Annotated in this window: 19 protein-coding genes and 1 tRNA gene; 5 read left to right on the top strand and 15 right to left on the bottom strand. The window is 70.7% G+C overall.

What is annotated here, in order from left to right:
* Positions 1–357 precede the first annotated feature (357 nt).
* From ABKA19_RS13010 to ABKA19_RS13000, 3 genes are all read right to left on the bottom strand, one after another.
* Positions 358–762 carry a GFA family protein gene (locus ABKA19_RS13010; protein WP_353689254.1) on the bottom strand — a complete coding sequence of 135 codons (405 nt, stop codon included), beginning with the start codon at positions 760–762 and terminating at the stop codon, positions 358–360.
* Positions 763–776: 14 nt separating this feature from the next.
* On the bottom strand, positions 777–1,421 hold the full coding sequence (locus tag ABKA19_RS13005; protein ID WP_353689253.1) for a glutathione S-transferase family protein: 645 nt from the start codon (positions 1,419–1,421) through the stop codon (positions 777–779).
* Between the two features lie 177 nt (positions 1,422–1,598).
* Positions 1,599–2,291: a helix-turn-helix transcriptional regulator gene (locus ABKA19_RS13000; protein WP_353689252.1), complete on the bottom strand. Its 693-nt coding sequence runs from the start codon at positions 2,289–2,291 to the stop codon at positions 1,599–1,601.
* A gap of 319 nt (positions 2,292–2,610) precedes the next feature.
* On the opposite strand from ABKA19_RS13000, the gene katG reads away from it, so the two are divergent.
* Complete coding sequence (gene katG, locus ABKA19_RS12995; protein ID WP_353689251.1) at positions 2,611–4,851, top strand: catalase/peroxidase HPI; 2,241 nt, start codon at positions 2,611–2,613, stop codon at positions 4,849–4,851.
* A gap of 169 nt (positions 4,852–5,020) precedes the next feature.
* Positions 5,021–5,626, top strand: coding sequence for a DUF937 domain-containing protein (locus ABKA19_RS12990; RefSeq protein WP_353689250.1), 606 nt, complete (start codon positions 5,021–5,023; stop codon positions 5,624–5,626).
* Positions 5,627–5,745: 119 nt separating this feature from the next.
* On the opposite strand, the gene ABKA19_RS12985 is transcribed toward ABKA19_RS12990, so the two are convergent.
* The 7 genes from ABKA19_RS12985 to ffh form a co-directional block, all read right to left on the bottom strand.
* On the bottom strand, positions 5,746–6,150 hold the full coding sequence (locus tag ABKA19_RS12985) for an RNA-binding S4 domain-containing protein (RefSeq protein ID WP_353689249.1): 405 nt from the start codon (positions 6,148–6,150) through the stop codon (positions 5,746–5,748).
* 138 nt (positions 6,151–6,288) lie between these two features.
* Positions 6,289–6,696, bottom strand: coding sequence for a 50S ribosomal protein L19 (gene rplS, locus ABKA19_RS12980; RefSeq protein ID WP_162377517.1), 408 nt, complete (start codon positions 6,694–6,696; stop codon positions 6,289–6,291).
* A 155-nt stretch (positions 6,697–6,851) separates the two neighbouring features.
* Entirely contained in the window at positions 6,852–7,619 is a 768-nt protein-coding gene (gene trmD / locus ABKA19_RS12975) for a tRNA (guanosine(37)-N1)-methyltransferase TrmD (protein ID WP_353689248.1), read from the bottom strand.
* Between the two features lie 81 nt (positions 7,620–7,700).
* Positions 7,701–8,231 (bottom strand): ribosome maturation factor RimM, encoded by a 531-nt coding sequence (rimM, locus tag ABKA19_RS12970; protein ID WP_353689247.1) that lies wholly within the window; start codon positions 8,229–8,231, stop codon positions 7,701–7,703.
* A gap of 53 nt (positions 8,232–8,284) precedes the next feature.
* Entirely contained in the window at positions 8,285–8,545 is a 261-nt protein-coding gene (rpsP, locus tag ABKA19_RS12965; protein ID WP_162377514.1) for a 30S ribosomal protein S16, read from the bottom strand.
* A 122-nt stretch (positions 8,546–8,667) separates the two neighbouring features.
* Positions 8,668–9,492 (bottom strand): aminotransferase class IV family protein, encoded by an 825-nt coding sequence (locus ABKA19_RS12960; RefSeq protein WP_353689246.1) that lies wholly within the window; start codon positions 9,490–9,492, stop codon positions 8,668–8,670.
* Between the two features lie 43 nt (positions 9,493–9,535).
* A complete protein-coding gene (gene ffh, locus ABKA19_RS12955) occupies positions 9,536–10,909 on the bottom strand; it encodes a signal recognition particle protein (protein ID WP_353689245.1) in 1,374 nt (457 codons plus the stop codon).
* Between the two features lie 232 nt (positions 10,910–11,141).
* Between ffh and ABKA19_RS12950 the strand changes: the two genes are divergently transcribed.
* A complete protein-coding gene (locus ABKA19_RS12950) occupies positions 11,142–11,930 on the top strand; it encodes a cytochrome C assembly family protein (RefSeq protein WP_353689244.1) in 789 nt (262 codons plus the stop codon).
* A gap of 48 nt (positions 11,931–11,978) precedes the next feature.
* Here the strand turns inward: ABKA19_RS12950 and ABKA19_RS12945 are convergent, their stop codons facing one another.
* Positions 11,979–12,560, bottom strand: a complete 582-nt coding sequence (locus ABKA19_RS12945; RefSeq protein ID WP_353689243.1) for a phosphatase PAP2 family protein — start codon at positions 12,558–12,560, stop codon at positions 11,979–11,981.
* On the bottom strand, positions 12,557–14,005 hold the full coding sequence (radA, locus tag ABKA19_RS12940; RefSeq protein WP_353689242.1) for a DNA repair protein RadA: 1,449 nt from the start codon (positions 14,003–14,005) through the stop codon (positions 12,557–12,559). Before radA ends, ABKA19_RS12945 begins: the two co-directional genes overlap by 4 nt.
* 105 nt (positions 14,006–14,110) lie before the next feature.
* On the opposite strand from radA, the gene ABKA19_RS12935 reads away from it, so the two are divergent.
* Positions 14,111–14,186: transfer RNA gene (locus ABKA19_RS12935), tRNA-Thr, on the top strand.
* Between the two features lie 167 nt (positions 14,187–14,353).
* Entirely contained in the window at positions 14,354–16,696 is a 2,343-nt protein-coding gene (locus ABKA19_RS12930; protein WP_353689241.1) for a DUF3772 domain-containing protein, read from the top strand.
* Between the two features lie 113 nt (positions 16,697–16,809).
* Here the strand turns inward: ABKA19_RS12930 and ispH are convergent, their stop codons facing one another.
* The 3 genes from ispH to ileS all read right to left on the bottom strand — a co-directional run bounded on the left by ispH (position 16,810) and on the right by ileS (position 21,319).
* The gene (gene ispH, locus ABKA19_RS12925; RefSeq protein ID WP_353689240.1) at positions 16,810–17,760 is read right to left on the bottom strand and encodes a 4-hydroxy-3-methylbut-2-enyl diphosphate reductase; all 951 of its coding nucleotides are present in this window, start codon (positions 17,758–17,760) and stop codon (positions 16,810–16,812) included.
* Positions 17,761–17,948: 188 nt separating this feature from the next.
* A complete protein-coding gene (gene lspA, locus ABKA19_RS12920; protein ID WP_353689239.1) occupies positions 17,949–18,470 on the bottom strand; it encodes a signal peptidase II in 522 nt (173 codons plus the stop codon).
* Between the two features lie 2 nt (positions 18,471–18,472).
* The gene (gene ileS, locus ABKA19_RS12915) at positions 18,473–21,319 is read right to left on the bottom strand and encodes an isoleucine--tRNA ligase (protein ID WP_353689238.1); all 2,847 of its coding nucleotides are present in this window, start codon (positions 21,317–21,319) and stop codon (positions 18,473–18,475) included.
* Between the last annotated feature and the right edge of the window lie 3 nt (positions 21,320–21,322).

The raw sequence follows: 21,322 nt of genomic DNA, 5'->3' as shown, positions 1-21,322 counted from the left end.
CGTCAAAGCAGCGGGGCAAGCCCCGCTCTACGACAGCACGGGCTACCGCCGTCGTGGCGCTTGCCAGAGCCGACGGCTCTCATCCCGAAGAAGCGACGACCCTCGAGCCGCGCGGAGACGTGGCGGGTCGGGTGGGTCGTGGCAGCGGACATGGATGTCCGCGGTAGCGAGTGCGCACATGGATGTGCCCCGAGCGGCCACGACCCACCCGGCCCGCCGCGGCTCCCGCCGGAGCCGACGCTTTCCATACGCCCTGCCGCCATCGCGCCTTCCACCAGAGCCGACGCTTTCCGCGCGCCCTGCCGCCATCGCGGCTCGCAGCTGACCGACGCCTTTCATCCCCGTGCCACTGGGCGATCACATCGCGCGCGTGTCCGCCGGCGGATTCATCCAGTTGTCGTGGCGGCCATCGGCATGGTGGACCGGGCCCGACACCAGGTCGTCGATGCTGGCATCGTCGAGCGTGTTGACCAGCACCGAGACGAACCCGCCGCCGGCTTCGGCGATGTAGCCGTGGCCGTAGAGGTTGACCCCGCAGCGGCTGCAGAAGCGGTGGTGGATGTTGCCCTCGCCCCAGTCCTTGCCGTAGTCGCCGAGCAGCGCTTCGCCATCGAGCAGTTCGAAGTCGGTCGCCCGCGTGCTCCAGCTGCGGATCTTGCTGCAGTAGGTGCAGTTGCACTTGCCGGTGCCGGCGGCCAGGTCGAGCGTCGCCCGGTAGCGGATCGCTCCGCAGTGGCAGCTGCCGTGGTAGGTCTTTTCCATGTCGTCGACCCCCGTCAGTTCCCGGCGCCAACCATGGCCGGATGCGGATGCGCCGGCGCCAGCGCGTCGTCGCGCGCGTTGGCGGCGAGCGCCGCCGGTCGCCGCCCATGCCGGCTGGCGAATTCCACGAATGCCGGCTTCTTCTCCAGCATGCCGATCATCATGTAGTAGCCGAGGAACGCGGCCATGTACAGGTCGGCGGTGGTGAAGCGGTCGCCGACCAGGTGTTCGCGGCCGGCCACGGCCTGTTCGAGCACGCGCAGCACGTCGGCCTCGCTGCCGTAGCCGGCGTTCATCGACGCGGCGAACGCACCGGCGTGCTTGGCGGTGAACATCGCTTCGACCGGCCCGGCCAGGAAGAACAGCCAGCGGTAGTAGTCACCGCGTTCGGGTGAACCTGCCGGCGGCGCCAGGCCCTTCTCAGGCACCAGTTCGGCCAGGTAGGCGCACACGGCGGCGTTCTCGGTGACCACGGTGTCGCCGTGGCGGATCGCCGGGACCTTGCCCATCGGGTTGATCGCCAGGTAGTCGGGCGCCTTCATGGTGGTGCCGAAGTCGAGCACCACCTCCTCGTAAGGCAGGCCGGTCTCCTCCAGCATCCAGCGGGCGATGCGGGCGCGGGACATCGGATGGGTGTAGAAGGTCAGCGTCTTGCTCATGGTCGCTTCGTCACTGGAAGGGAGCCGGCAGTGTGCGCCGCGCCTGCTGACAGCAGGTGTCAGCAGTGCGCACGCGGGCACCGCGCGCCGGAGCGCGATGGCTGGAACGGGCGATCGGTGGTTGCGACCGGCGCGCGGATGCGGGCCCCGGCGGCGACCCGGCGCCAGCGGCCACGGTCAGTCGCCGGTCCGGCGCAGGCGCTGCCGCTCCCAGCGCCGGATCAGCCGCTGGCGCTGCTCCGGATAGCGCCGACCGGTGTCCTCCAGCGCCAGCACGCGGTCGGCGCGGAAATGGCGGAAGTCCGCGCGTGATTCGCACCAGGCGGCCAGCAAGCGCATGTCGGCGAGGAAGGCCATCGCGAACGGCCAGACGAGGCGCTCGCTTGCCCGGCCCTGGGCATCGCGATACCACAGGCGCACCGCGTTGCCCTCGCGGATCGCGCGGCGCAGCGCCGGCAGCCATGGCTCCGGCGGCACCGGGCTCCAGTCCGGCGCGAACAGGCCGCTGGTCTCCACCTGCAGGCGCAGCCCCTCCGGCAGCACGCCGACGACACGGTCCAGCGCACGACCGGCCGCCTCGGCCAGTTCGGGATCGGCATGCGAGGCCACCCAGCGCGCGCCCAGCACCAGCGCCTCCAGCTCGTCGGGCGAGAACATCATCGGCGGCAGCATGAAACCGGCGCGCAGCTGGTAGCCCACGCCCGGGTCGCCGGCGATGACGGCGCCCTGCGCTCGCAGCGCATCGATGTCGCGATAGAGCGTACGCAGGCTGATCCCGAGCTGGTCTGCAAGCTGGGCGCCGCGGACTGGCCGCCTCCGGCGGCGGAGGTCGTCCAGCAGATGGAGAAGGCGGGTGGCGCGGGTGGTCATGGTCGGCAGGCTCCGCGCGCATGCCGCGACGCAGCATGACCTGCGTCCGCCCGGCATCCCGGTCGGCTCATCGGTCGCACGAATGGATGCCACGCATAGCGATAGTCAATGCACATGGGATCTTTAGGATCATTCGATTTCACCTCGGCTGCACCGCCGGCATAAGGTGGGCTGGCTTACACACGCACGGGCGACGCAACGCTGGGCGCAAGGGAGTACAACCCCGACCCTGAAACGTCATCGCCAGGCGATTCCATCGTACGGTCCCCGGTCGCGATCGCGACCGGGCCAGCGCACACGCGAACCAAGGAACGATGCCATGTCTACCGATAACAAGTGCCCGGTCAACCACGCCGCCGCCGGCGGCGGCACCAGCAACCGCTTCTGGTGGCCGAACCAGCTGCGCCTGGACCTGCTCAACCAGCACTCCGCGCGCTCCAACCCGCTGGGCGAGGACTTCGACTACGCCGCCGAGTTCGGCAAGCTCGACTACCACGAGCTGAAGAAGGACCTGCGCGCGCTGATGACCGATTCGCAGGACTGGTGGCCCGCCGATTTCGGCCACTACGGCGGACTGATGATCCGCATGGCCTGGCACAGCGCCGGCACCTATCGCATTGGCGATGGCCGCGGCGGCGGCGGCCGCGGCCAGCAGCGCTTCGCCCCCCTCAACAGCTGGCCCGACAACGTCAGCCTGGACAAGGCGCGCCGGCTGCTGTGGCCGATCAAGCAGAAATACGGCCAGAAGATCTCCTGGGCCGACCTGATGATCCTGGCCGGCAACGTCGCGCTGGAGACGATGGGTTTCCGCACCTTCGGCTTCGGCGCCGGCCGCGAGGACACCTGGGAGCCGGACCTGGACGTGTACTGGGGCCGGGAGACCAAGTGGCTGGGCGGCGACGAGCGCTATTCGCGCGGTTCCCCCGGCGTGGACGACAAGCATGGCGTGCTGGTCAAGGACGACGACAGCATGGTCAGGCACACCCGCGACCTGGAGAACCCGCTGGCCGCGGTGCAGATGGGCCTGATCTACGTGAACCCCGAAGGCCCGGACGGCAATCCGGATCCGTTGCTCGCCGCCAAGGATATCCGCGACACCTTCGGCCGCATGGCGATGGACGATGAGGAGACCGTGGCCCTGATCGCCGGCGGCCACAGCTTCGGCAAGACCCACGGCGCGGCCAGCGCCGAGAACGTCGGCGTCGAGCCCGAAGCGGCCGACCTCGAGTTGCAGGGGCTGGGCTGGGCCAACCGCCATGGCAGCGGCAAGGGCGCGGACACCATCACGTCCGGCCTGGAGGTCACCTGGACCCAGACCCCGGCGCTGTGGAGCAACAAGTTCTTCGAGAACCTGTTCGGCTTCGAGTGGGAGCTGGAGAAATCGCCGGCCGGCGCCCACCAGTGGGTGGCCAAGGACGCGCCGGAAGACGTGCCGCACGCGCACGACCCGGGGAAGAAGCAGCGGCCGAAGATGCTCACCACCGACCTGTCGCTGCGCTTCGACCCCATCTACGGGCCGATTTCCAAACGCTTCCTCGAGAACCCGCAGGCGTTCGCCGATGCTTTCGCCCGCGCCTGGTTCAAGCTGACCCACCGCGACATGGGACCGCGCGCGCGCTACCTCGGCCCGGAAGTGCCGAAGGAAGAACTGATCTGGCAGGATCCGGTCCCGGCCGTGGACCACCCGCTGGTCGAAGCGGGCGACGTCGACGCGCTGACGAAGAAGATCGCCGACGCCGGCCTGTCGGTCGCCGAACTGGTATCCACCGCCTGGGCCTCGGCCTCGACCTTCCGCGGCGGCGACAAGCGCGGCGGCGCCAACGGCGCCCGCATCGCGCTGGCCCCGCAGAAGGACTGGGCGGTCAACCAGCCGGCGCAGCTGGACAAGGTGCTCAAGGCGCTCAGGCGCATCCAGGCCGACTTCAACATCGACGGGCCCGGCGGCAGGAAGATTTCCCTGGCCGACCTGATCGTGCTGGCCGGCGGCGCGGGCGTGGAGCAGGCGGCGAAGGCCGCCGGCTTCGAGGTCCGCGTGCCGTTCTCGCCCGGACGCACCGATGCGCGCCAGGACCAGACCGACGTGGAATCGTTCGCGCTGCTGGAGCCGTATGCCGACGGCTTCCGCAACTACCTGCGCGGAACCTCGGCGGTGCCGGCCGAGCACCTGCTGGTCGACAAGGCGCAACAGCTCACCCTCACCGCACCGGAGATGACCGCGCTGGTCGGCGGGCTGCGCGTGCTCGGCGCCAACGTGGATGGCTCGTCGGCCGGGGTGTTCACCGAGCGCCCCGGCGTACTGGGCAATGACTTCTTCCGCCACCTGCTGGACATGGGCACGGAATGGAAGGCGACCGGCGCCAACGCCTATGAGGGACGCGACCGCAGGACCGGCCGGGTGAAGTGGACCGGCAGCCGCGTGGACCTGGTGTTCGGTTCCAACTCGGTGTTGCGCGCGCTGGCCGAGGTCTACGCCAGCAGCGACGGCGAAAGGAAGTTCGTCGACGACTTCGTCGCCGCCTGGCACAAGGTCATGGAGCTCGACCGCTTCGACCTGCGCTGACGCCCGGCGACCACACCGGCGTGGCCCGGCGCGTGCAACGCATTGGGCCACGCCATTCGCCTCCTGCCCGCGCGGGCGTGGCCAACCGCACCGTCCGCCGGTCGGCGCGCGCCCCATCGGCCGGCGCGGCAGGCGTATCTTGGCCTCCCGACCGGGCAAGGAGAACGCCATGAACCAGCCCCTGCTCACCGAAGAACTGCTCGCCCAGCTGCAGGGCGCCCCGCTGCAGCAGCTGTCGCGCCAACTGGGCACCGACCCGGACCAGACCGGCAACGCGGTCGCCGCCGCCCTGCCGCTTCTGCTTGGCGCCCTGGGCCGCAACAGCGCCCAGCCGCAGGGCGCGCAAGCCCTGTACGGAGCGCTCCAACGCGACCATGGCGGCGGCATGGACCTGGGCAGCGTGCTGGGGGCCGTGCTCGGCGGCGGCACTTCGCGGCAGACCGATGGCGCCGCGATCCTCGGCCACGTCCTGGGCAGGGCGCAGCCGCGCACCGCCCAAGGCCTGGGCCAGGCCACCGGCCTGGGGAGCGGCCAGGCGATGCAGCTGCTGGCGATGCTCGCGCCGATCGTGATGTCGTTCCTGGCCAACCGCAGCGCCCGCCAAGGCCTGGATGCCGGCGGCCTGGGCGAGCTGCTCGGCCAGGAACGCACGCAGGTGCGCCAGCGCGCAGGTGGCGGCGCGCTCGATGCGCTGCTCGACCAGGACGGCGACGGCGACGTCGATGCCGGCGACCTGCTCAACCTGGGCATGGGACTGTTCGGCGGGAGACGCTGAAGGCCTGTCGGCGCCGTATGCAGCGGATTGGCCCCGCTACGCTGCCCCGCCTCCTTCCACTCGCCGCCGGGCGGCGCCGGATAGCCGGGCCGGCTCTACGGGCACCGGCCGATGAGGGCCTAGAGCGCGTCGATGTCGCCCAGCGCCTGGATCAGGCGACGGGCGCGCTTGTCCGGCTTGTGTTCGGGCGGCCTGTAGCCATCGCGCATGGCAGCGCGCTGCAAACGTTGCTGCTCGCGGCGCGCCCGGGACGCATCGGTTTCGGCGTAGAGCGCCTGGGCCACGGGTGCGGGGCCACGCGTGTCGCTCAGGTCGAGGACGACCACATCGAAGACTTCCTCGCCGCGGGTGACCTGCAACGTGTCGCCCACGCGTACCGCGCGCGAAGACTTGGGGCGCTGGCCGGCCACGTCCACCTTGCCGGTTTCCACCGCCTGCTTGGCCAGGCTGCGGGTCCTGAAGAAGCGCGCGGCCCACAGCCACACGTCCAGCCGCACCGGGTTCGGAGGAAGCGCGTCAGTCATCTCGTTCTCCGCGGGTTCCTTGCCGGCCGTGCCGCGCCGGGCCCGGGTCCAGGGTAGCGGCAGGTGCCGTCGTCGCCCCTGAACGCGAACGGCCGCCCTGGGGCGGCCGTCGCGGTATCGCAGCGCGGAAGGGCGCGATCAGCCGGCGGCCTTCTCGGCCTTGGCTTCGGCCTTGGCCTTGGCCACCGCAGCCAGGTCTTCCTTGATGCGGGCGGCCTTGCCTTCCAGGCCACGCAGGTAGTACAGCTTGCCGGCGCGGACCTTGCCGCGACGCTTCACGTCGACCGAGTCGATGGTGGCGCTGTGGGTCTGGAACACGCGCTCGACGCCATAGCCGTGCGAGATCTTGCGCACGGTGAACGAGGAGTTCAGGCCGGCGTTCTTGATCGCGATGACCACGCCTTCATAGGCCTGCACGCGCTCGCGGTTGCCTTCCTTGACCTTGACGTTCACCACGACGGTGTCGCCCTGGCTGAACTTCGGCAGTTCGCGGGTGATCTGGGCGGATTCGAATTCCGCGACGATGGACTTGTTCAGCTTGCTCATGGTGACCGACTCAATGTGTTCGGGTGGGCGTGTCGTGGTCGACAACTCGGGCCGATGCAGTCGCAGGATTGCGCCGCACGTGATTGTTATGGGGTCCAGCCAGGGCGGAGCGGCCCGCAGGAACCCGGCATTGTAGCCGCTTTGGCGGCCCCGGGCTACCTGCCCTGGAACCCGTCCGGCGCGTCCCCGGTGTGCTCCTGGCGCCAGTCGTCCAGCAGCTTCTGGTCGGCCTTCGACAGGACCCGGCCCTCGAGCAGGTCCGGGCGCCGCAGCCAGGTCCGGCCCAGTGCCTGCTGCCGGCGCCAGCGGGCGATGGCCGCATGGTTGCCCGAGCGCAGCACCTCCGGCACCGTGCCATAGGCGTGCTCGACCGGGTGGCTGTAGTGCGGGCAGTCCAGCAGGCCGTCCTCGAAGCTGTCCTGCTCGGCCGAACCGGCGTCGTTCAGGACCCCGTCCTGCAACCGCGCGACCGCATCGACGACCACGGCCGCGGCCAGTTCGCCGCCGGACAGGACGTAGTCGCCGATCGACAGTTCCTCGTCGACCTCGGCCTGGACCAGGCGTTCGTCGATGCCCTCGTAGCGCCCGCACAGCAGGGCCAGGCGCGGCATCGCCGCCAGGTCGCGGACCCGCGCCTGGTCCAGCCGGCGCCCCTGCGGGCTCAGGTAGACCACGCGCGGCCGCACCGGATCGGCCCCGCGCATCGCCGCCAGGCAGCGACGCAGCGGCTCGACCAGCATGACCATCCCCGGCCCGCCGCCGAAGGTGCGGTCGTCCACCTTGCGGTAGTTGCCCTCGGCGTGGTCGCGCGGGTTCCAGCCGTGCAGCGACAGCAGCCCGCGTTCGCGCGCGCGACCGACCACGCCGAACGCGGCGCATTGGTCGACGAACTCGGGGAACAGGCTGACGATGTCGATGCGCATCGCGACTCCCGCCGGCGAGGCCGGCACGGCGTACTGGCTGGTGTACTGGCAACAGGCGATCCGCCACGCGGGCGGATGCCCTCAGAACTCGGGATCCCAGTCGACGGTGATCGTGCCGGACTCGAAGTCCACCGACTTCACGTAATCGGGCTGGACGAACGGCAGCATGCGCTCGCGTTCGCCGCGCACCACCATCACGTCGTTGGCGCCCGTCGACAGCAGGTGCGAGACCTCGCCCAGGGCCACGCCCTCGACGGTGACCACGCGCAGGCCTTCCAGGTCGACCCAGTAGTACTCGCCCGGTGCCGGCGGCGGCAGGGCTTCGCGCGGGACCAGGATCTCGGTGCCGCGCAGGGCTTCGGCCGCGTCGCGGTCGCTGACGCCGGGCACCGTCGCGACAACGTGCTTGCCGCCGTCACGACCGCGCACGCCCTGCACCTCGCGCTCGACGCCGTTGGCCGAGCGCAGGATCCACGGCTGGTAGCGGAGGATCTGCGCGCGCGGCTCGGTCCAGGACTGCAGCTTGACGTCGCCACGCACGCCGACGGCGCCCGACACCGCGCCCAGCAGGATCAGCTTGCGGGGCGTGGTGGAGCGCGCGTCGTCGTTCATGCAGTGCGTTCCGGGAGGAACAGGGCCACCGGCGAACCGGCGGCCGGGCCGGATCAGGCGGCGGTCGCCTGGGCCTTGGTCGCTTCCTTGTACAGGTTGCGGACCTTGTCGGTCAGCTGCGCGCCGTTGCCGACCCAGTGGTCGACGCGGGCGATGTCCAGCACGATGCGCTGGTCGTTGCCGGAGGCGACCGGGTTGTAGTAACCGACGCGCTCGATGTTGCGGCCGTCGCGGGCGCTGCGCGAGTCGGTGACGATGATGTGGTAGAACGGGCGCTTCTTGGCGCCGCCGCGGGTGAGACGGATCTTGACCATGGTGGTTTCTCGGTGTTGCCCAGTCGCCAGGGTGGCGAGGTAAGCCGGCAATTGTAGGGGACCGGGCCGGGGTGGACAACCCGCGCCCGCCCGTACGGCCCCCGGGATTCAGCCCTGGGCGCCTACAGCGGCTCCCAGGGCGCCCTGCCCCCGGCATCGGCCAGCAGCGCCAGGAGTGCGTCCTGCACCGCCGCCGCGTAGCCGATCCGGTCGATCGACGCGACGGGCTGGACGCCGTTGGCGTTGGTGGCGAAGGCCGCGAGGAAATCGCCCAGCCCGGCCCGCGTCACGGGCCGGACCACCTGGGCGATCCCGGCCTGGGCCAGGCCCTGCTGCAGCAGCCGCTCGCTGGTGCCGCGCAGCGCGGGCGCCTGCGGCCAGACCACCTGGTCGCCGTCCCAGAAGCCGATGTTCCAGAACGATCCCTCCGAGACCGCCGCCCCGGGGCCCTCCCCATCCACGAACAGGGCGTCGTCGAACCCGGCCTTGAGCGCCTGGCGGCGGTGGTGGGATAACGGGAACGTGCCCACGTGCTTGAGCTGCGGGACCGGGCGGACGAAGCAGCGGGTCTGCAGCCGCAGCGGGGCGGCGGTCGGGACCAGTGGCGCGGACGCGGCCACCAGCACGTCGACCGCCACCGGCCGCAAGGGCTGGCGATGGTCGAACCGGCGCGAGAACAGCGTTACCCGCATCGAGCAGTCGCCCCCCCGGGCCAGGGCGGCCTGGCGCATCCAGCCGACGACCGCAGCGGCATCCAGGCCGGCATCGAACAGTTCGGCATTGCCCTGGCGCAGGCGGTCCAGGTGCATGTCCAGCCCCTGCACCGCACCACCGCGCACCTGCAGGGAAGTGAAGTGCCCGTAGTTGGACTGGGCGAGGACGCGCAGCGCGTCGGCGCCGGCCTGCTGGCCGTTGAGCAGGACGACAGGTTCGCCCGGCGAGCTCACCGCAGCGAAGCCAACGCCGGAGCCGCCGCGCGCACCGGACGGCTCAGCGGAACGGCATGCGGCCCATGCCGCCGCCCATCATGCCCTGCAGCCCGCGCATCATCCCCTTCATGCCGCCGCGGCCCAGCTTGCCCATCATCTTTTCCATCTGCTGGTACTGCTTGAGCAGCTTGTTGACGTCGGCCGGGGTGGTGCCCGAACCGCGCGCGATGCGGGCCCGGCGCGAGCCATTGAGCAGGTCCGGGTTGCGCCGCTCCTTGGGCGTCATCGAGCCGATGATCGCCATCATCCGCGGCACTTCCTTGCTCTGCGACACCTGTGCCTTCAGGTGCTCCGGCACCTGGCCCAGGCCGGGCAGCTTGTCCATCAGGCCGGCGATGCCGCCCATGTTCTGCATCTGCTCGAGCTGGTCGCGCATGTCGTTGAGGTCGAACTTCTTGCCCTTGGCGACCTTGGCGGCGAGCTTGGCCGCCTTTTCCTGGTCGACGGTCTGCTCGACCTGCTCGACCAGCGAGAGCACGTCGCCCATGTCGAGGATGCGCGCGGCCACGCGGTCTGGATGGAACACATCCAGGCCGTCGACCTTCTCGCCCGTACCGACGAACTTGACCGGCTTGCCGGTGATGTAGCGCACCGACAGCGCCGCGCCGCCGCGGGCGTCGCCATCGGTCTTGGTCAGGACCACGCCGGTCAGCGGCAGCGCCTCGGAAAACGCCTTGGCGGTGTTGGCCGCGTCCTGACCGGTCATCGCGTCGACCACGAACAGGGTCTCGACCGGATTGACCGCCGCGTGCAGCGCCTTGATCTCGGCCATCATCGCCGCGTCGATGGCCAGGCGGCCGGCGGTGTCGACGATCAGCACGTCGGCGAAGGACTTGCGCGCATCGGCGATGGCGGCGCGGACGATGTCCTCGGGCTTCTGCCCGGCGTCGGACGGGAAGAACAGCACGCCGGTCTGCTCGGCCAGGGTCTTGAGCTGCTCGATCGCGGCCGGGCGGTAGACGTCGGCGCTGACCACCATCACCTTCTTCTTGCGCTTGTCCTTCAGGTGCCGCGCCAGCTTGCCCGCCGTGGTGGTCTTGCCGGCGCCCTGCAGGCCCGCCATCAGGATCACCGCCGGCGCGGGCACGTTGAGGTTGAGGTCGCTGGCGGCCGAGCCCATCACCGCGGTCAGCTCGTCGCGCACGACCTTGATCAGGGCCTGGCCCGGGGTCAGCGACTTCAGCACCTCCTGGCCGACCGCGCGGACCTTGATCCGCTGGATCAGGGCCTGGACGACCGGCAGGGCCACATCGGCTTCGAGCAGCGCGATGCGCACCTCGCGCACGGCCTCGGTGATGTTGGACTCGGTCAGCCGTCCGCGGCCACGCAGGCGCTCTAGGGTGCCGGACAGGCGCTGGGTCAGGGATTCGAACATGGGGCGGACCGGTGCGGGGAAAGCGGCCGCAGATTATAGCCGGCGCCGGCAACCGGCCCGGGCGCGCATGCGCCCGCTCTGGCGATGCCACGATTCGACGACCGGGGCGGCGCGTGCCACCGGCACCAGCCGGGGTCGTGACGATCGGGACGCTTCCGGCCCCGGGGCCGCCGGGGGGCCCGTGGCAACGCGGCCATTCCGCCGCCTCGCGACCTTGTGCGACACTCGTTCGATGACAATCGTTCTCATCGCCGTGCTTGCCTACTTCGTGGCCACCGGGCTGCTGCTGCGTTCGGTCCCGCGCGAGCGGCCGGATGGTAGCGGGGCCTGGCGCTGGCTGGCGCTGGCGGCCGTGGTCCTGCATGCCGGCTACCACGCGATGGTCGCCTGGCGGACGGCCGGCGGTCCGGACCTGCACTTCTATTCGGCGCTATCGCTCGTCGCGCTGGGCATGGCAGCGATGACCGTGCTGGTCGGCGCGCGCGGCACGGCGGCGGTGGGCGTGGTGGTGTTTCCGCTGGCGGCCGCGATGCTGCTGATCTACCACGGCCACGGCCACGCCCCCTCGCCGGCTCTGGACTGGCGCCTGCAGCTGCACGCGTGGCTGGCACTGCTGGCCTACGCCACCCTGGCCATCGCCGCGTTGCTGGCGACGATGCTTTGGCTGCAGGAACGCGCGCTGCGCCGGCGTGAGTTCCACGCCTGGTTGCGCGCCCTGCCGCCGCTGACCCAGCTCGAGACGGTGCTGTTCCGCACGATCGCCGTCGGCTTCCTGCTGCTGACCCTGACCCTGCTGACCGGCGTGCTGTTCGTCGAAGACTTCCTGTCCCAGCACCTGGTCCACAAGACCGTGCTCAGCGTGCTGTCATGGCTGGTGTTCGGCGGCCTGCTGGTGGGCCGCTGGCGCTACGGCTGGCGCGGGGTGCGCGCGGTGCACTGGACGCTGACCGCGATGGCGCTGCTGCTGTTGTCGTTCTTCGGCAGCAAGTTCGTGCTGGAGCTGGTGCTGGGCCGGCCCTGACTGCGGCGACCCGCTCCGGGACGCGCCAGCAGCGGGGCGAGCCCCGCTCTACGGGAGCAGGGGTGCGCCGGCCAGCGCACCCAGCACCGAACCGCCCAGCACCTCGACCCACGAATGACGGGCCAGGCGCAGCCGCGACCAGGCCAGCAGCGGCACGCAGGCCAGCAACACCAGGCCCAGCGGTCGCCACAGGCCGAGCAGCACCACACCGGCGAACACCAGGCAGGCCATGTGCAGCGACAGCTTGATCCAGCGGTTGGCCAGCCCGGCGATGCACAGCATGGCGATGGCTGACAGCACCCCGGCCGACATCGCCGAGGCGCGGCCCCCGATCCACAGCCAGTAGGCGCCGGCCAGCGACAGCGCGATCGCATACAGCAGCGGCCGCTCCTGCGCGCGCGAAGCATCGACCGTGCTCCAGCGCCCGCTGCGCCAACGCCACCACGCGAACGCCCACACGATCGCCACCGCCACCGCCATGCCCGCCATCGCGCGCGGCAGCGCGGCCGGGTCCAGACGCCATGCGGCGACCAGGGTGAGCAACGCGAACACCGCGAACGGGTGCAGCAGCAGCGAGGGCCAGCGCGCCCACCACGGCGCAGGCGCCGCCGGCGGCGGCGCGTGGCTCACGCCTGTTCCAGCGCGTCAGCGAGGCGTTCGACCGCGATCACTTCCATGTCCTTGAAGCGCGCGGCCTTGGGCACGTTCGCCTTCGGCACGATCGCGCGACGGAAGCCGTGCGTGGCCGCCTCGCGCAACCGCTCCTCGCCATTGGGCACCGGCCGGATCTCGCCGGACAGGCCGACCTCGCCGAAGGCCACGGTCTTGTCCGCCAGCGGCCGGTCGCGCAGCGACGACAGCACGGCCAGCAGCACCGGCAGGTCGGCCGCGGTTTCCTGCACGCGGATGCCGCCGACCACGTTCACGAACACGTCCTGGTCGCCGACCACGACCCCGCCGTGCCGGTGCAGCACCGCCAGCAGCATCGCCAGCCGGTTCTGCTCCAGGCCCACCGCGACCCGGCGCGGATTGGACAGCGGCGAGGCATCGACCAGCGCCTGCACCTCCACCAGCAACGGCCGGGTGCCTTCGCGGGTCACCATCACGCAGCTGCCGGGTTGGCGCGAACTGCCGGACAGGAAGATCGCCGAAGGATTGGGCACTTCCTTCAGGCCCTTGTCGCCCATCGCGAACACGCCCAGCTCGTTGACCGCGCCGAAGCGGTTCTTGAACGCGCGCAGCACCCGGAATCGGCTGCCACTCTCGCCCTCGAAATACAGGACCGCGTCGACCATGTGCTCGAGCACGCGCGGGCCGGCGATGCCGCCCTCCTTGGTCACGTGCCCGACCAGGAACACCGCCGTGCCTGTCTCCTTCGCGTAGCGCACCAGCCGTGCCGCGCTCTCGCGTACCTGGCTGACCGAACCGGGGGCGGCGGTCAGGGTTTCGGTCCACAGGGTCTGCACCGAGTCGGCCACGATCAGCCTCGGCTGCGCTGCCGAGGCGTGCTGCAGGATCGCTTCGATGCCGGTCTCGGCCAGCGCCTGCAGGTTGTCCAGCGGAAGGTCCAGGCGCACGGCGCGGCCGGCGACCTGGGCCAGCGATTCCTCGCCGGTGACGTAGAGCGCCGGCAGTTGCGCGGCCATCTTCGCCAGCGCCTGCAGCAGCAGGGTCGACTTGCCGATGCCCGGGTCGCCGCCGACCAGTACCACCGCACCCTCGACCAGGCCCCCGCCCAGCACCCGGTCCAGTTCGCCGATGCCGGTGGACACGCGCACTTCGGCGGCCTGGCTGACATCCTTCAGTGCGGTGACCCTGGGCGGATCGACCTTGCCTGCCCAGCCGGAACGCCGCGATGCCGCCGGCCCGGCGCCGGCGCCCGCAGCGGCGGCCGGCTCCAGCAGCACCTGCGAGAGCGTGTTCCAGGCGCCGCATTCGCCGCACTGGCCCTGCCACTTGGTGTACTCGGCGCCGCACTCGCCACAGACGTAGGCGGTGCGGGCGGCGGACTTGGATGAGAGTTTGGCCACGGTACCGGCGAACAGGGAAAGCGGGAGGCCAATGTAGCGGTGCACCGTCTCCACTGGCGAGACTCGAGCGCCGCCGGCATCGTTCCGCTGGCCTGCCCGTCCGCGAACCGTTAGAATTCCGCCCCCGGACGCGCCCGCGCGGCCGGCCACGCCGGAATAGCTCAGTTGGTAGAGCGGCGCATTCGTAATGCGTAGGTCGCAGGTTCGACTCCTGTTTCCGGCACCAGATGCGCGACAAGGCCCCGCTTCGGCGGGGCCTTGCCGTTCCTGGGGCGGCCGGCCCCATGCACCGGGTGTCGCGTGCCCCGCGGCGCCGGCGAACCCGATCCCTGCACGGGGGATCACCGGGGCGGTGCTAACTTAGCCCCCCTTCCCCCGCCTCCCGCGTAACGCATGCGCTACCGCCTCCCGATCTTGCCGGCCCTGCTGACGATGCTGCTGCTGGCGGCCTGGACCTGGCCGGCGACGGCGCAGGCGCCATCGCTGGAACGGGCCCGGCAGCAGTTGGAACAGATCGGCGCCCGGCTCGACGAGCAGAAAGGGAAGGACGACGACCGTGCACTGCAGGAGACGCGCGAGGCCGTACTGAAGATCCAGGGCCAGGCCGAGCAGACCATCGCCGAGCGCAGCCCGGAGCTGCAGAGCCTGGACGCACGCCTGGCCGAGCTTGGCGAAAGCCCGGCCGGCCAAGGCCAGGAAGCGGCCGAAGTCACGCGCGAGCGCCGCGACCTGCAGCGCCAACGGAACCAGGTGGACGCGGAACTGCGCCAGGCCCGGCTGGCCTCGGTGGAAAGCGCCCAGCTGCTGGACCGCATCGCCGCCGCGCGCCAGGACAGCTTCCACCAGAGGTTGTCGGAGCGGACCACGCCGCCGTGGAGTCCTCGCCTGTGGCGCGACCTGGCCGACAGCCAAGCCCGCGACGAAGCGCGCTTCGCCGCCCTTTGGCGTGACGCCAGCCAGGCGGTGGCCATGCACTGGCGCGCCAGCCCGCAACGGTCGCTCGGTTACCTGGCGCTGGCGGTCCTCGTCGCCGTGGCGATCGGCTGGTTCGGCGCACGCCGCGTGCCGCGCCTGGTGGGCAGGTACATCCCCGCCGGGCCGCTGCGCCGGTCGGCACCCGCGATGGCGCGGCTGCTGCTTTCGACCCTGGCGGCGTTGTGGATCGTCGGCCTCCTGCGGGCGGCCCTGCTGCCGGCGGACGCCCCGCCGGCGGTCGCGCAGCTGGCCGATCTCGCCGGCGGGCTGCTGGTGTTCGCGACCTTCGTGACCACGCTGGGCGCGGTGCTGCTCGCCGTCCGCAGCCCCTCGTGGCGGTTGCCTGCGATCTCCGATGCCGGTGCGCGTGCGCTGCGGCCGCTGCCCCTGGCGGCCGCGCTCGCGATCGTGATCGCCCGCTTCCCCCAGGCGCTGGCCGAGCTGGTCAATGCCAGCCTGCCGTTGGCCGTCGCCTTCACCGCGCTGGCGGCACTGGCGTCCACTTGGGTGGTGCTGCTGGCACTGGTGCGCGTGCATCGCCTGCAATCGCGCTCGGAACGGGCGCCGGCACCCGCAGGCGAATCGCCGCCGTCCACGACCAAGCCGCATTTCCGCCCGTGGATCAACGTCGCCATCAGCATCGGCTGGGTCGGCGTATCGATCTGCCTGATCGGCCTGCTCACCGGCCACGTGGCGTTGTCCGGCTTCATCGCCCTGCAGATCCTGTGGACCGGCGTGGTCCTGGCAACGCTGTACCTGGGCATGCGCTTCATCGACGACCTGGTGTGCGCCCTGCTCGGCGCCAAGGGCGTGGCCGGCCGCCGCATCAACGACCGCTTCGGCCTGGACCCGCGCCATGTCGAGCGCATCGCGGTGGTCGCCTCGGCCCTGCTGCGCCTGCTGCTGGTGCTGCTGGGCCTGGTTGCGCTCGCCATGCCCTACGGGGCCAGCGGCGAAGGCCTGGTCGAGCGCGCGCTGGGCCTCGCGCGCGGCATCACCATCGGCCAGCTCGTGCTCAGCCCGGCCAATGTCGTCCGCGCGATCGGCGTGTTCCTGCTGGCGACCGGCGTTTTCCACCTGGTCAAGCGCTGGCTCGCCCGCCGCTACCTGCCGACCACGAAGATGGACGAGGGCATGCGCGCCTCGGTCGTCACCCTGTTCGGCTACGCCACCATGGTGCTGGCGGTGGCCATGGCCCTGGCGGCCATCGGCGTGGGCCTGGAGCGCATCGCCTGGATCGCCAGCGCGCTGTCGGTCGGTATTGGTTTCGGCCTGCAGGCGATCGTGCAGAACTTCATCTCCGGCCTGATCCTGCTGGCCGAGCGGCCGGTGAAGGTCGGCGACTGGGTGGTGGTGGGCGATGCGGAGGGGGACATCCGGCGGATCAACGTGCGCGCGACCGAGATCCAGACCGGCGACCGCACCACGGTGCTGGTGCCCAATTCCGAGCTGATCACCAAGACCGTGCGCAACCGCACCTTCTCCAATGCCGAGGGCCTGGTGAAGATCGTGCTGCCGATGCCGCTGACGACCGACTCGGACCTGGTGCGCGAGCTGTTGCTGGAGGCATTCCGCGAACACCCGGGCATCCTCGAGGCGCCGGCGCCGAGCGTGCTGATCGACGGCATCTCCGACAAGGGCCAGGTCATGTTCAGCGCAACCGGCTTCGTCGCCACGCCGCGCCAGGCGGCAGCCACCCGCAGCGCGCTGCTGTTCGAGATCCTGCGCAAGCTGCGCGAGCTGAACATCCGGATGGTGTAGCTGCGGTCGGTCGCACGCTTCGGCGGGGCCGTGGTCGCCGGTGATGCGGTAGAGCGGGGCTTGCCCCGCTGCTCCCGTGTGGCGAAGAGGCAAACAGCGGGGCAAGCCCCGCTCTACGACACCAGGCGCAGCCGCAATTCCTTGGGCAGGGCGAAGACCATGTCTTCCGGCTCGCCATCCAGCTCGCTCACCCCCTGCACGCCCAGCTCGCGCAACCGTGCGATGACGCCGTCGACGAGCACCTGCGGCGCCGAGGCCCCGGCGGTCAGGCCGATGTGGCGCTTGCCGGCCACCCACGCGGGGTCGATCTCGTGCGCGCCGTCGATCAGGTACGACTCCACGCCTTCGCGCCGGGCCAGCTCGGCCAGCCGGTTGGAGTTGGAGCTGTTCGGCGAGCCGACCACCAGCACCAGGTCGCAGCGCCCGGCCAGCTCGCGCACCGCATCCTGGCGGTTCTGGGTGGCGTAGCAGATGTCGTCGTGCCGCGGCCCCTGGACCGCCGGGAAGCGCGCCTTCAGTGCCTCGATGATGCCGCGCGTGTCGTCCACTGAGAGGGTGGTCTGGGTGGTGTAGGCCAGGTTCTCCGGCTGTTCGACCTGCAGGGTGGCGACGTCCTCGATGTCCTCGACCAGGTAGATGCGGCCGCTGGCCTCCTCGCGGCTCCACTGGCCCATGGTGCCCTCCACTTCTGGATGTCCGGCGTGTCCGATCAGCACCACGTCGCGGCCGGCCCGGCAATGGCGCGACACTTCCAGGTGGACCTTGGTCACCAGCGGGCAGGTCGCATCGAACACCTTGAGCCCGCGCCGGTCCGCTTCCTCGCGCACCGCCCGGGAGACGCCGTGGGCGCTGAAGATCACCGTGGCGTTGTCCGGCACCTCGTCCAGCTCCTCGACGAACACTGCGCCGCGGGCCTTGAGGTCGTCGACCACGAAACGGTTGTGCACCACTTCGTGGCGCACGTAGATCGGGGCGCCCAGGGTCTCGATGGCGCGCTTGACGATCTCGATCGCGCGATCGACGCCGGCGCAGAAGCCGCGGGGGTTGGCGAGGATGACGTCCATGGAATCCAGTCTACCGAAGAGAGCCATGCCACTGGGCTGAATGGGTGGGAGAGGCGCTCCTCCCAGCGGGCGAAGCGGCACCCGGCGCCAGCCAGCGGCGCCGCCCCGAAGGGCCCAGGCCCGTACGCGGAGGCGACGCCGGGCCGGCCGCGGGGGTTGCAGGACGGTTGCCGGCGAGCCGGCCGCGCTTACTTCCCTGCCCTCCCCGCTGCCGACGGCTTGCGCTTGCCGTCGAACACCCCGAACAAGGCGATACCGACGGCCCCGGCCACGATCGCCGCATCGGCCAGGTTGAATGCCGGCCAGTAATGCCCGCGCCAGTGCCACTGGATGAAATCCACCACGTGGCCGTGGACCAGGCGGTCGATGACATTGCCCAGGGCGCCCCCGATCACCAGCGAATACGGCAGCGCCTGGCGCCAGTCGCCGCGCGGGGTGCGCCACAGCCACCAGCCCAGCAGGCCGCAGATGGCGAAGGCCAGCACGGTGAAGAAGATGGCCTGCCAGCCGCCGGCATCGGCCAGGAAACTGAAGGCCGCGCCCGTGTTGTACGTGCGGTACCAGTTCCAGAAGCCGTCGATCACCGGCACGGCGGTGTACTCGGGCAGGCTGGACAGCACCCAGGCCTTGGTCCACTGGTCGGCGACAATAATGGCCGCCGACAGCAGCAGCCAGGACATCGCATTGGGCTTGGGTCGCGTCGTCTTCATGCTCAGAACCACCTGCGATCCTCGCCGGGACCCTGGATGTTGGATACGCAGCGCCCGCACAGCTCCGGATGCGACGCGTCCACGCCGACGTCCGCACGGTGGTGCCAGCAGCGCACGCACTTGGCCTTGGTCGTGGGCTGGGCGCTGACGAAGATGTCCTCGGTCTGCGCCGCCACCACGGTAACGTCGCCGCTGATGAGCAGGAAGCGCAGCTCCTCGGCCAGCGGCTGCAGGCCGGCGGCGGTGTCGGCACCGGCGGTCACCGTGATCTCCGCTTCCAGCGCCGCACCGATCTGGCCGTTGGCGCGCATCGGCTCGAGCACCTTGGCCACCTGCTCGCGCAGGACCAGCAGGCGATCGAAATCGGCCGCGCCCAGCTGGGCATCGGCCGGCAGCGGCGCCAGGCCCTCGTACCAAGTGGCGAACAGCACGTTGCCCGCGCGCGCGCCGCTTTCGGTGGTCGCCGGCAGGTAACCCCACAGCTCGTCGGCGGTGAAGCTGAGCACCGGCGCGATCCAGCGCACGAAGGCCTCGGCGATGCGGTACATCGCGCTCTGCGCGCTGCGCCGGCCGCGCGAATCCTCGCCCATCGTGTACAGGCGGTCCTTGGTGACGTCCAGGTACAGCGAACCCAGGTCCACGCTGCAGAAGTTCAGCAGGGCCTGCACGATGCCGGCGAAGTCGTAGCGCGCGTACGCGTCCTTGATCTTCTCCTGCACCTCGAAGGCGCGATGCACGATCCAGCGGTCCAGCGCGACCATGTCTTCCAGCGGGCGCAGGTCGCGCACCGGATCGAAGCCGTGCAGGTTGGCCAGCAGGAAGCGCGCGGTGTTGCGCAGGCGCCGGTAGGCATCGGCATTGCGCTTGAGTATCTCCTGCGACAGCGACATCTCGTTGCTGTAGTCGGCCGAGGCGATCCACAGGCGCAGGATGTCCGCACCCAGGGTCTTCATGATGTCCTGCGGCTCGATGCCGTTGCCCAGCGACTTGGACATCTTGCGGCCGTGCTCGTCCACGGTGAATCCGTGGGTCAGGCACTGCTTGTAGGGTGCCGCCTTGTCGATGGCCACGCCGGTGAGCAGCGAGGACTGGAACCAGCCGCGGTGCTGGTCCGAGCCCTCCAGGTACAGGTCGGCCGGCTTGCCCAGGCCGCGCTCCAGCAGCACGCCTTCGTGGGTCACGCCCGAATCGAACCAGACATCGAGGATGTCGGTGATCTTGTCGTAGTCGCCGGCCTCGGCGCCGAGCAGTTCGGCCGGGTCCAGCGTGTACCAGACATCGACGCCGCCCTGCTCCACCTTGTCGGCGACCTGGCGCATCAGTTCGGTGCTGCGCGGATGCGGCTCGCCGGTTTCGCGGTGCACGAACAGCGCGATCGGCACGCCCCAGGTGCGCTGGCGCGAGATCGTCCAGTCCGGGCGTCCGTCGACCATGCCGGCGATGCGGGCCTTGCCCCACTCCGGATACCACGTCACCGTCTCGATGGAGGCCAGCGCGTCGGCGCGCAGGTTGGCCTGGGTCATCGAGATGAACCACTGCGGCGTGGCGCGGAACGCGATCGGCGTCTTGTGCCGCCAGCAGTGCGGATAGCTGTGTTCGAGCCTGGTCGCCGCCAGCAGCGCGCCGCTGGCGCGCAGCACCTCGATGATCGTGTCGTTGGCCTTCCAGATATGCAGGCCAGCCAGCTCCACGCCATGCGCGGGCGGCGTCGACGGCAGGTACACGCCGCGTCCGTCGACCGGGTTGAGCTGCGCGGCGGTGTACCTGTCGACCAGGCCATAGGCCTTGCCGACCACGTAGTCGTCCTGGCCGTGGCCGGGCGCGGTGTGCACCGCGCCGGTGCCGTCGTCGGCCGACACGTGGTCGCCGAGGATCGCCGGAATGTCGCGGTCATCGTAGAAGGGATGGGCGAACAGCAGGTTTTCCAGCGCCGCGCCCTTGATCCGGCCATGCACGGTGACACCGGCCATGCCATAGCGCTGCAGCGCGCGCTCGGCCAGCGCGTCGGCCAGCACCAGCCAGCGACGCTGGCCGCCATGCGCCGGACCTTCGACCAGGGCGTATTCCAGGTCGGGCCCGAGCGAGATCGCCAGCGACGCCGGCAGCGTCCACGGCGTGGTGGTCCAGATCGGAATGGCGACCTCGACGTCGGCCGGCACCTGCACGCCGAACGCCGCGCCCACCGCCTGCGCATCGCGGGCGGCATAGGCCACGTCGACCGCCGGGGAGACCTTGTCCTGGTATTCGATTTCCGCCTCGGCCAGTGCCGAACCGCAATCGAAGCACCAGTGCACCGGCTTCACGCCACGGGTGAGGTGGCCGTTGTCGACGATCTTGGCCAGCGCGCGGATCTCGTCCGCCTCGAACCGGAAGTTCAGGGTCTTGTACGGATTGTCCCAGTCGCCGATCACTCCCAGGCGCTTGAAGTCCTTGCGCTGGATCTCGATCTGCGACTCGGCGTACTCGCGGCACTTCTGCCGGAATTCGGTGGCGTCGAGCTTGACCCCGACCTTGCCGAACTTCTTCTCGATGGCGATCTCGATCGGCAGGCCGTGGCAGTCCCAGCCCGGCACGTACGGCGCGTCGAAACCGGCCAGGTACTTGGACTTGACGATGATGTCCTTGAGGATCTTGTTGACCGCGTGGCCGAGGTGGATCGCGCCATTGGCATACGGCGGACCGTCGTGCAGGACGAACAGCGGCCGCCCCTTCGCGTTGGCGCGCAGCTGCGCATAGAGGCCGTCGGCCTCCCAGCGCGCCAGGGTGTCCGGCTCGCGCTTGGGCAGGTCGCCGCGCATCGGGAAATCCGTGGCCGGCAGATGGAGGGTGGCTTTGTAGTCTTGGGTCACGGC

The sequence above is a fragment of the Pseudoxanthomonas sp. Soil82 genome (assembly GCF_040446535.1).
GTDB lineage: Bacteria > Pseudomonadota > Gammaproteobacteria > Xanthomonadales > Xanthomonadaceae > Pseudoxanthomonas > Pseudoxanthomonas kaohsiungensis.
The sequence above is the reverse complement of the archived record's forward strand: the minus strand, read 5'-3'. Positions and strand labels throughout refer to the sequence as shown.

Excerpts from the sequence above, each read along its gene's own strand:
- ABKA19_RS13010 (WP_353689254.1), bottom strand. The coding sequence starts at position 762 with ATGGAAAAGACCTACCACGGCAGCTGCCACTGCGGAGCGATCCGCTAC.
- ABKA19_RS13005 (WP_353689253.1), bottom strand. The coding sequence starts at position 1,421 with ATGAGCAAGACGCTGACCTTCTACACCCATCCGATGTCCCGCGCCCGC.
- ABKA19_RS13000 (WP_353689252.1), bottom strand. The coding sequence starts at position 2,291 with ATGACCACCCGCGCCACCCGCCTTCTCCATCTGCTGGACGACCTCCGC.
- katG (WP_353689251.1), top strand. The coding sequence starts at position 2,611 with ATGTCTACCGATAACAAGTGCCCGGTCAACCACGCCGCCGCCGGCGGC.
- ABKA19_RS12990 (WP_353689250.1), top strand. The coding sequence starts at position 5,021 with ATGAACCAGCCCCTGCTCACCGAAGAACTGCTCGCCCAGCTGCAGGGC.
- ABKA19_RS12985 (WP_353689249.1), bottom strand. The coding sequence starts at position 6,150 with ATGACTGACGCGCTTCCTCCGAACCCGGTGCGGCTGGACGTGTGGCTG.
- rplS (WP_162377517.1), bottom strand. The coding sequence starts at position 6,696 with ATGAGCAAGCTGAACAAGTCCATCGTCGCGGAATTCGAATCCGCCCAG.
- trmD (WP_353689248.1), bottom strand. The coding sequence starts at position 7,619 with ATGCGCATCGACATCGTCAGCCTGTTCCCCGAGTTCGTCGACCAATGC.
- rimM (WP_353689247.1), bottom strand. The coding sequence starts at position 8,231 with ATGAACGACGACGCGCGCTCCACCACGCCCCGCAAGCTGATCCTGCTG.
- rpsP (WP_162377514.1), bottom strand. The coding sequence starts at position 8,545 with ATGGTCAAGATCCGTCTCACCCGCGGCGGCGCCAAGAAGCGCCCGTTC.
- ffh (WP_353689245.1), bottom strand. The coding sequence starts at position 10,909 with ATGTTCGAATCCCTGACCCAGCGCCTGTCCGGCACCCTAGAGCGCCTG.
- ABKA19_RS12950 (WP_353689244.1), top strand. The coding sequence starts at position 11,142 with ATGACAATCGTTCTCATCGCCGTGCTTGCCTACTTCGTGGCCACCGGG.
- ABKA19_RS12930 (WP_353689241.1), top strand. The coding sequence starts at position 14,354 with ATGCGCTACCGCCTCCCGATCTTGCCGGCCCTGCTGACGATGCTGCTG.
- ispH (WP_353689240.1), bottom strand. The coding sequence starts at position 17,760 with ATGGACGTCATCCTCGCCAACCCCCGCGGCTTCTGCGCCGGCGTCGAT.
- lspA (WP_353689239.1), bottom strand. The coding sequence starts at position 18,470 with ATGAAGACGACGCGACCCAAGCCCAATGCGATGTCCTGGCTGCTGCTG.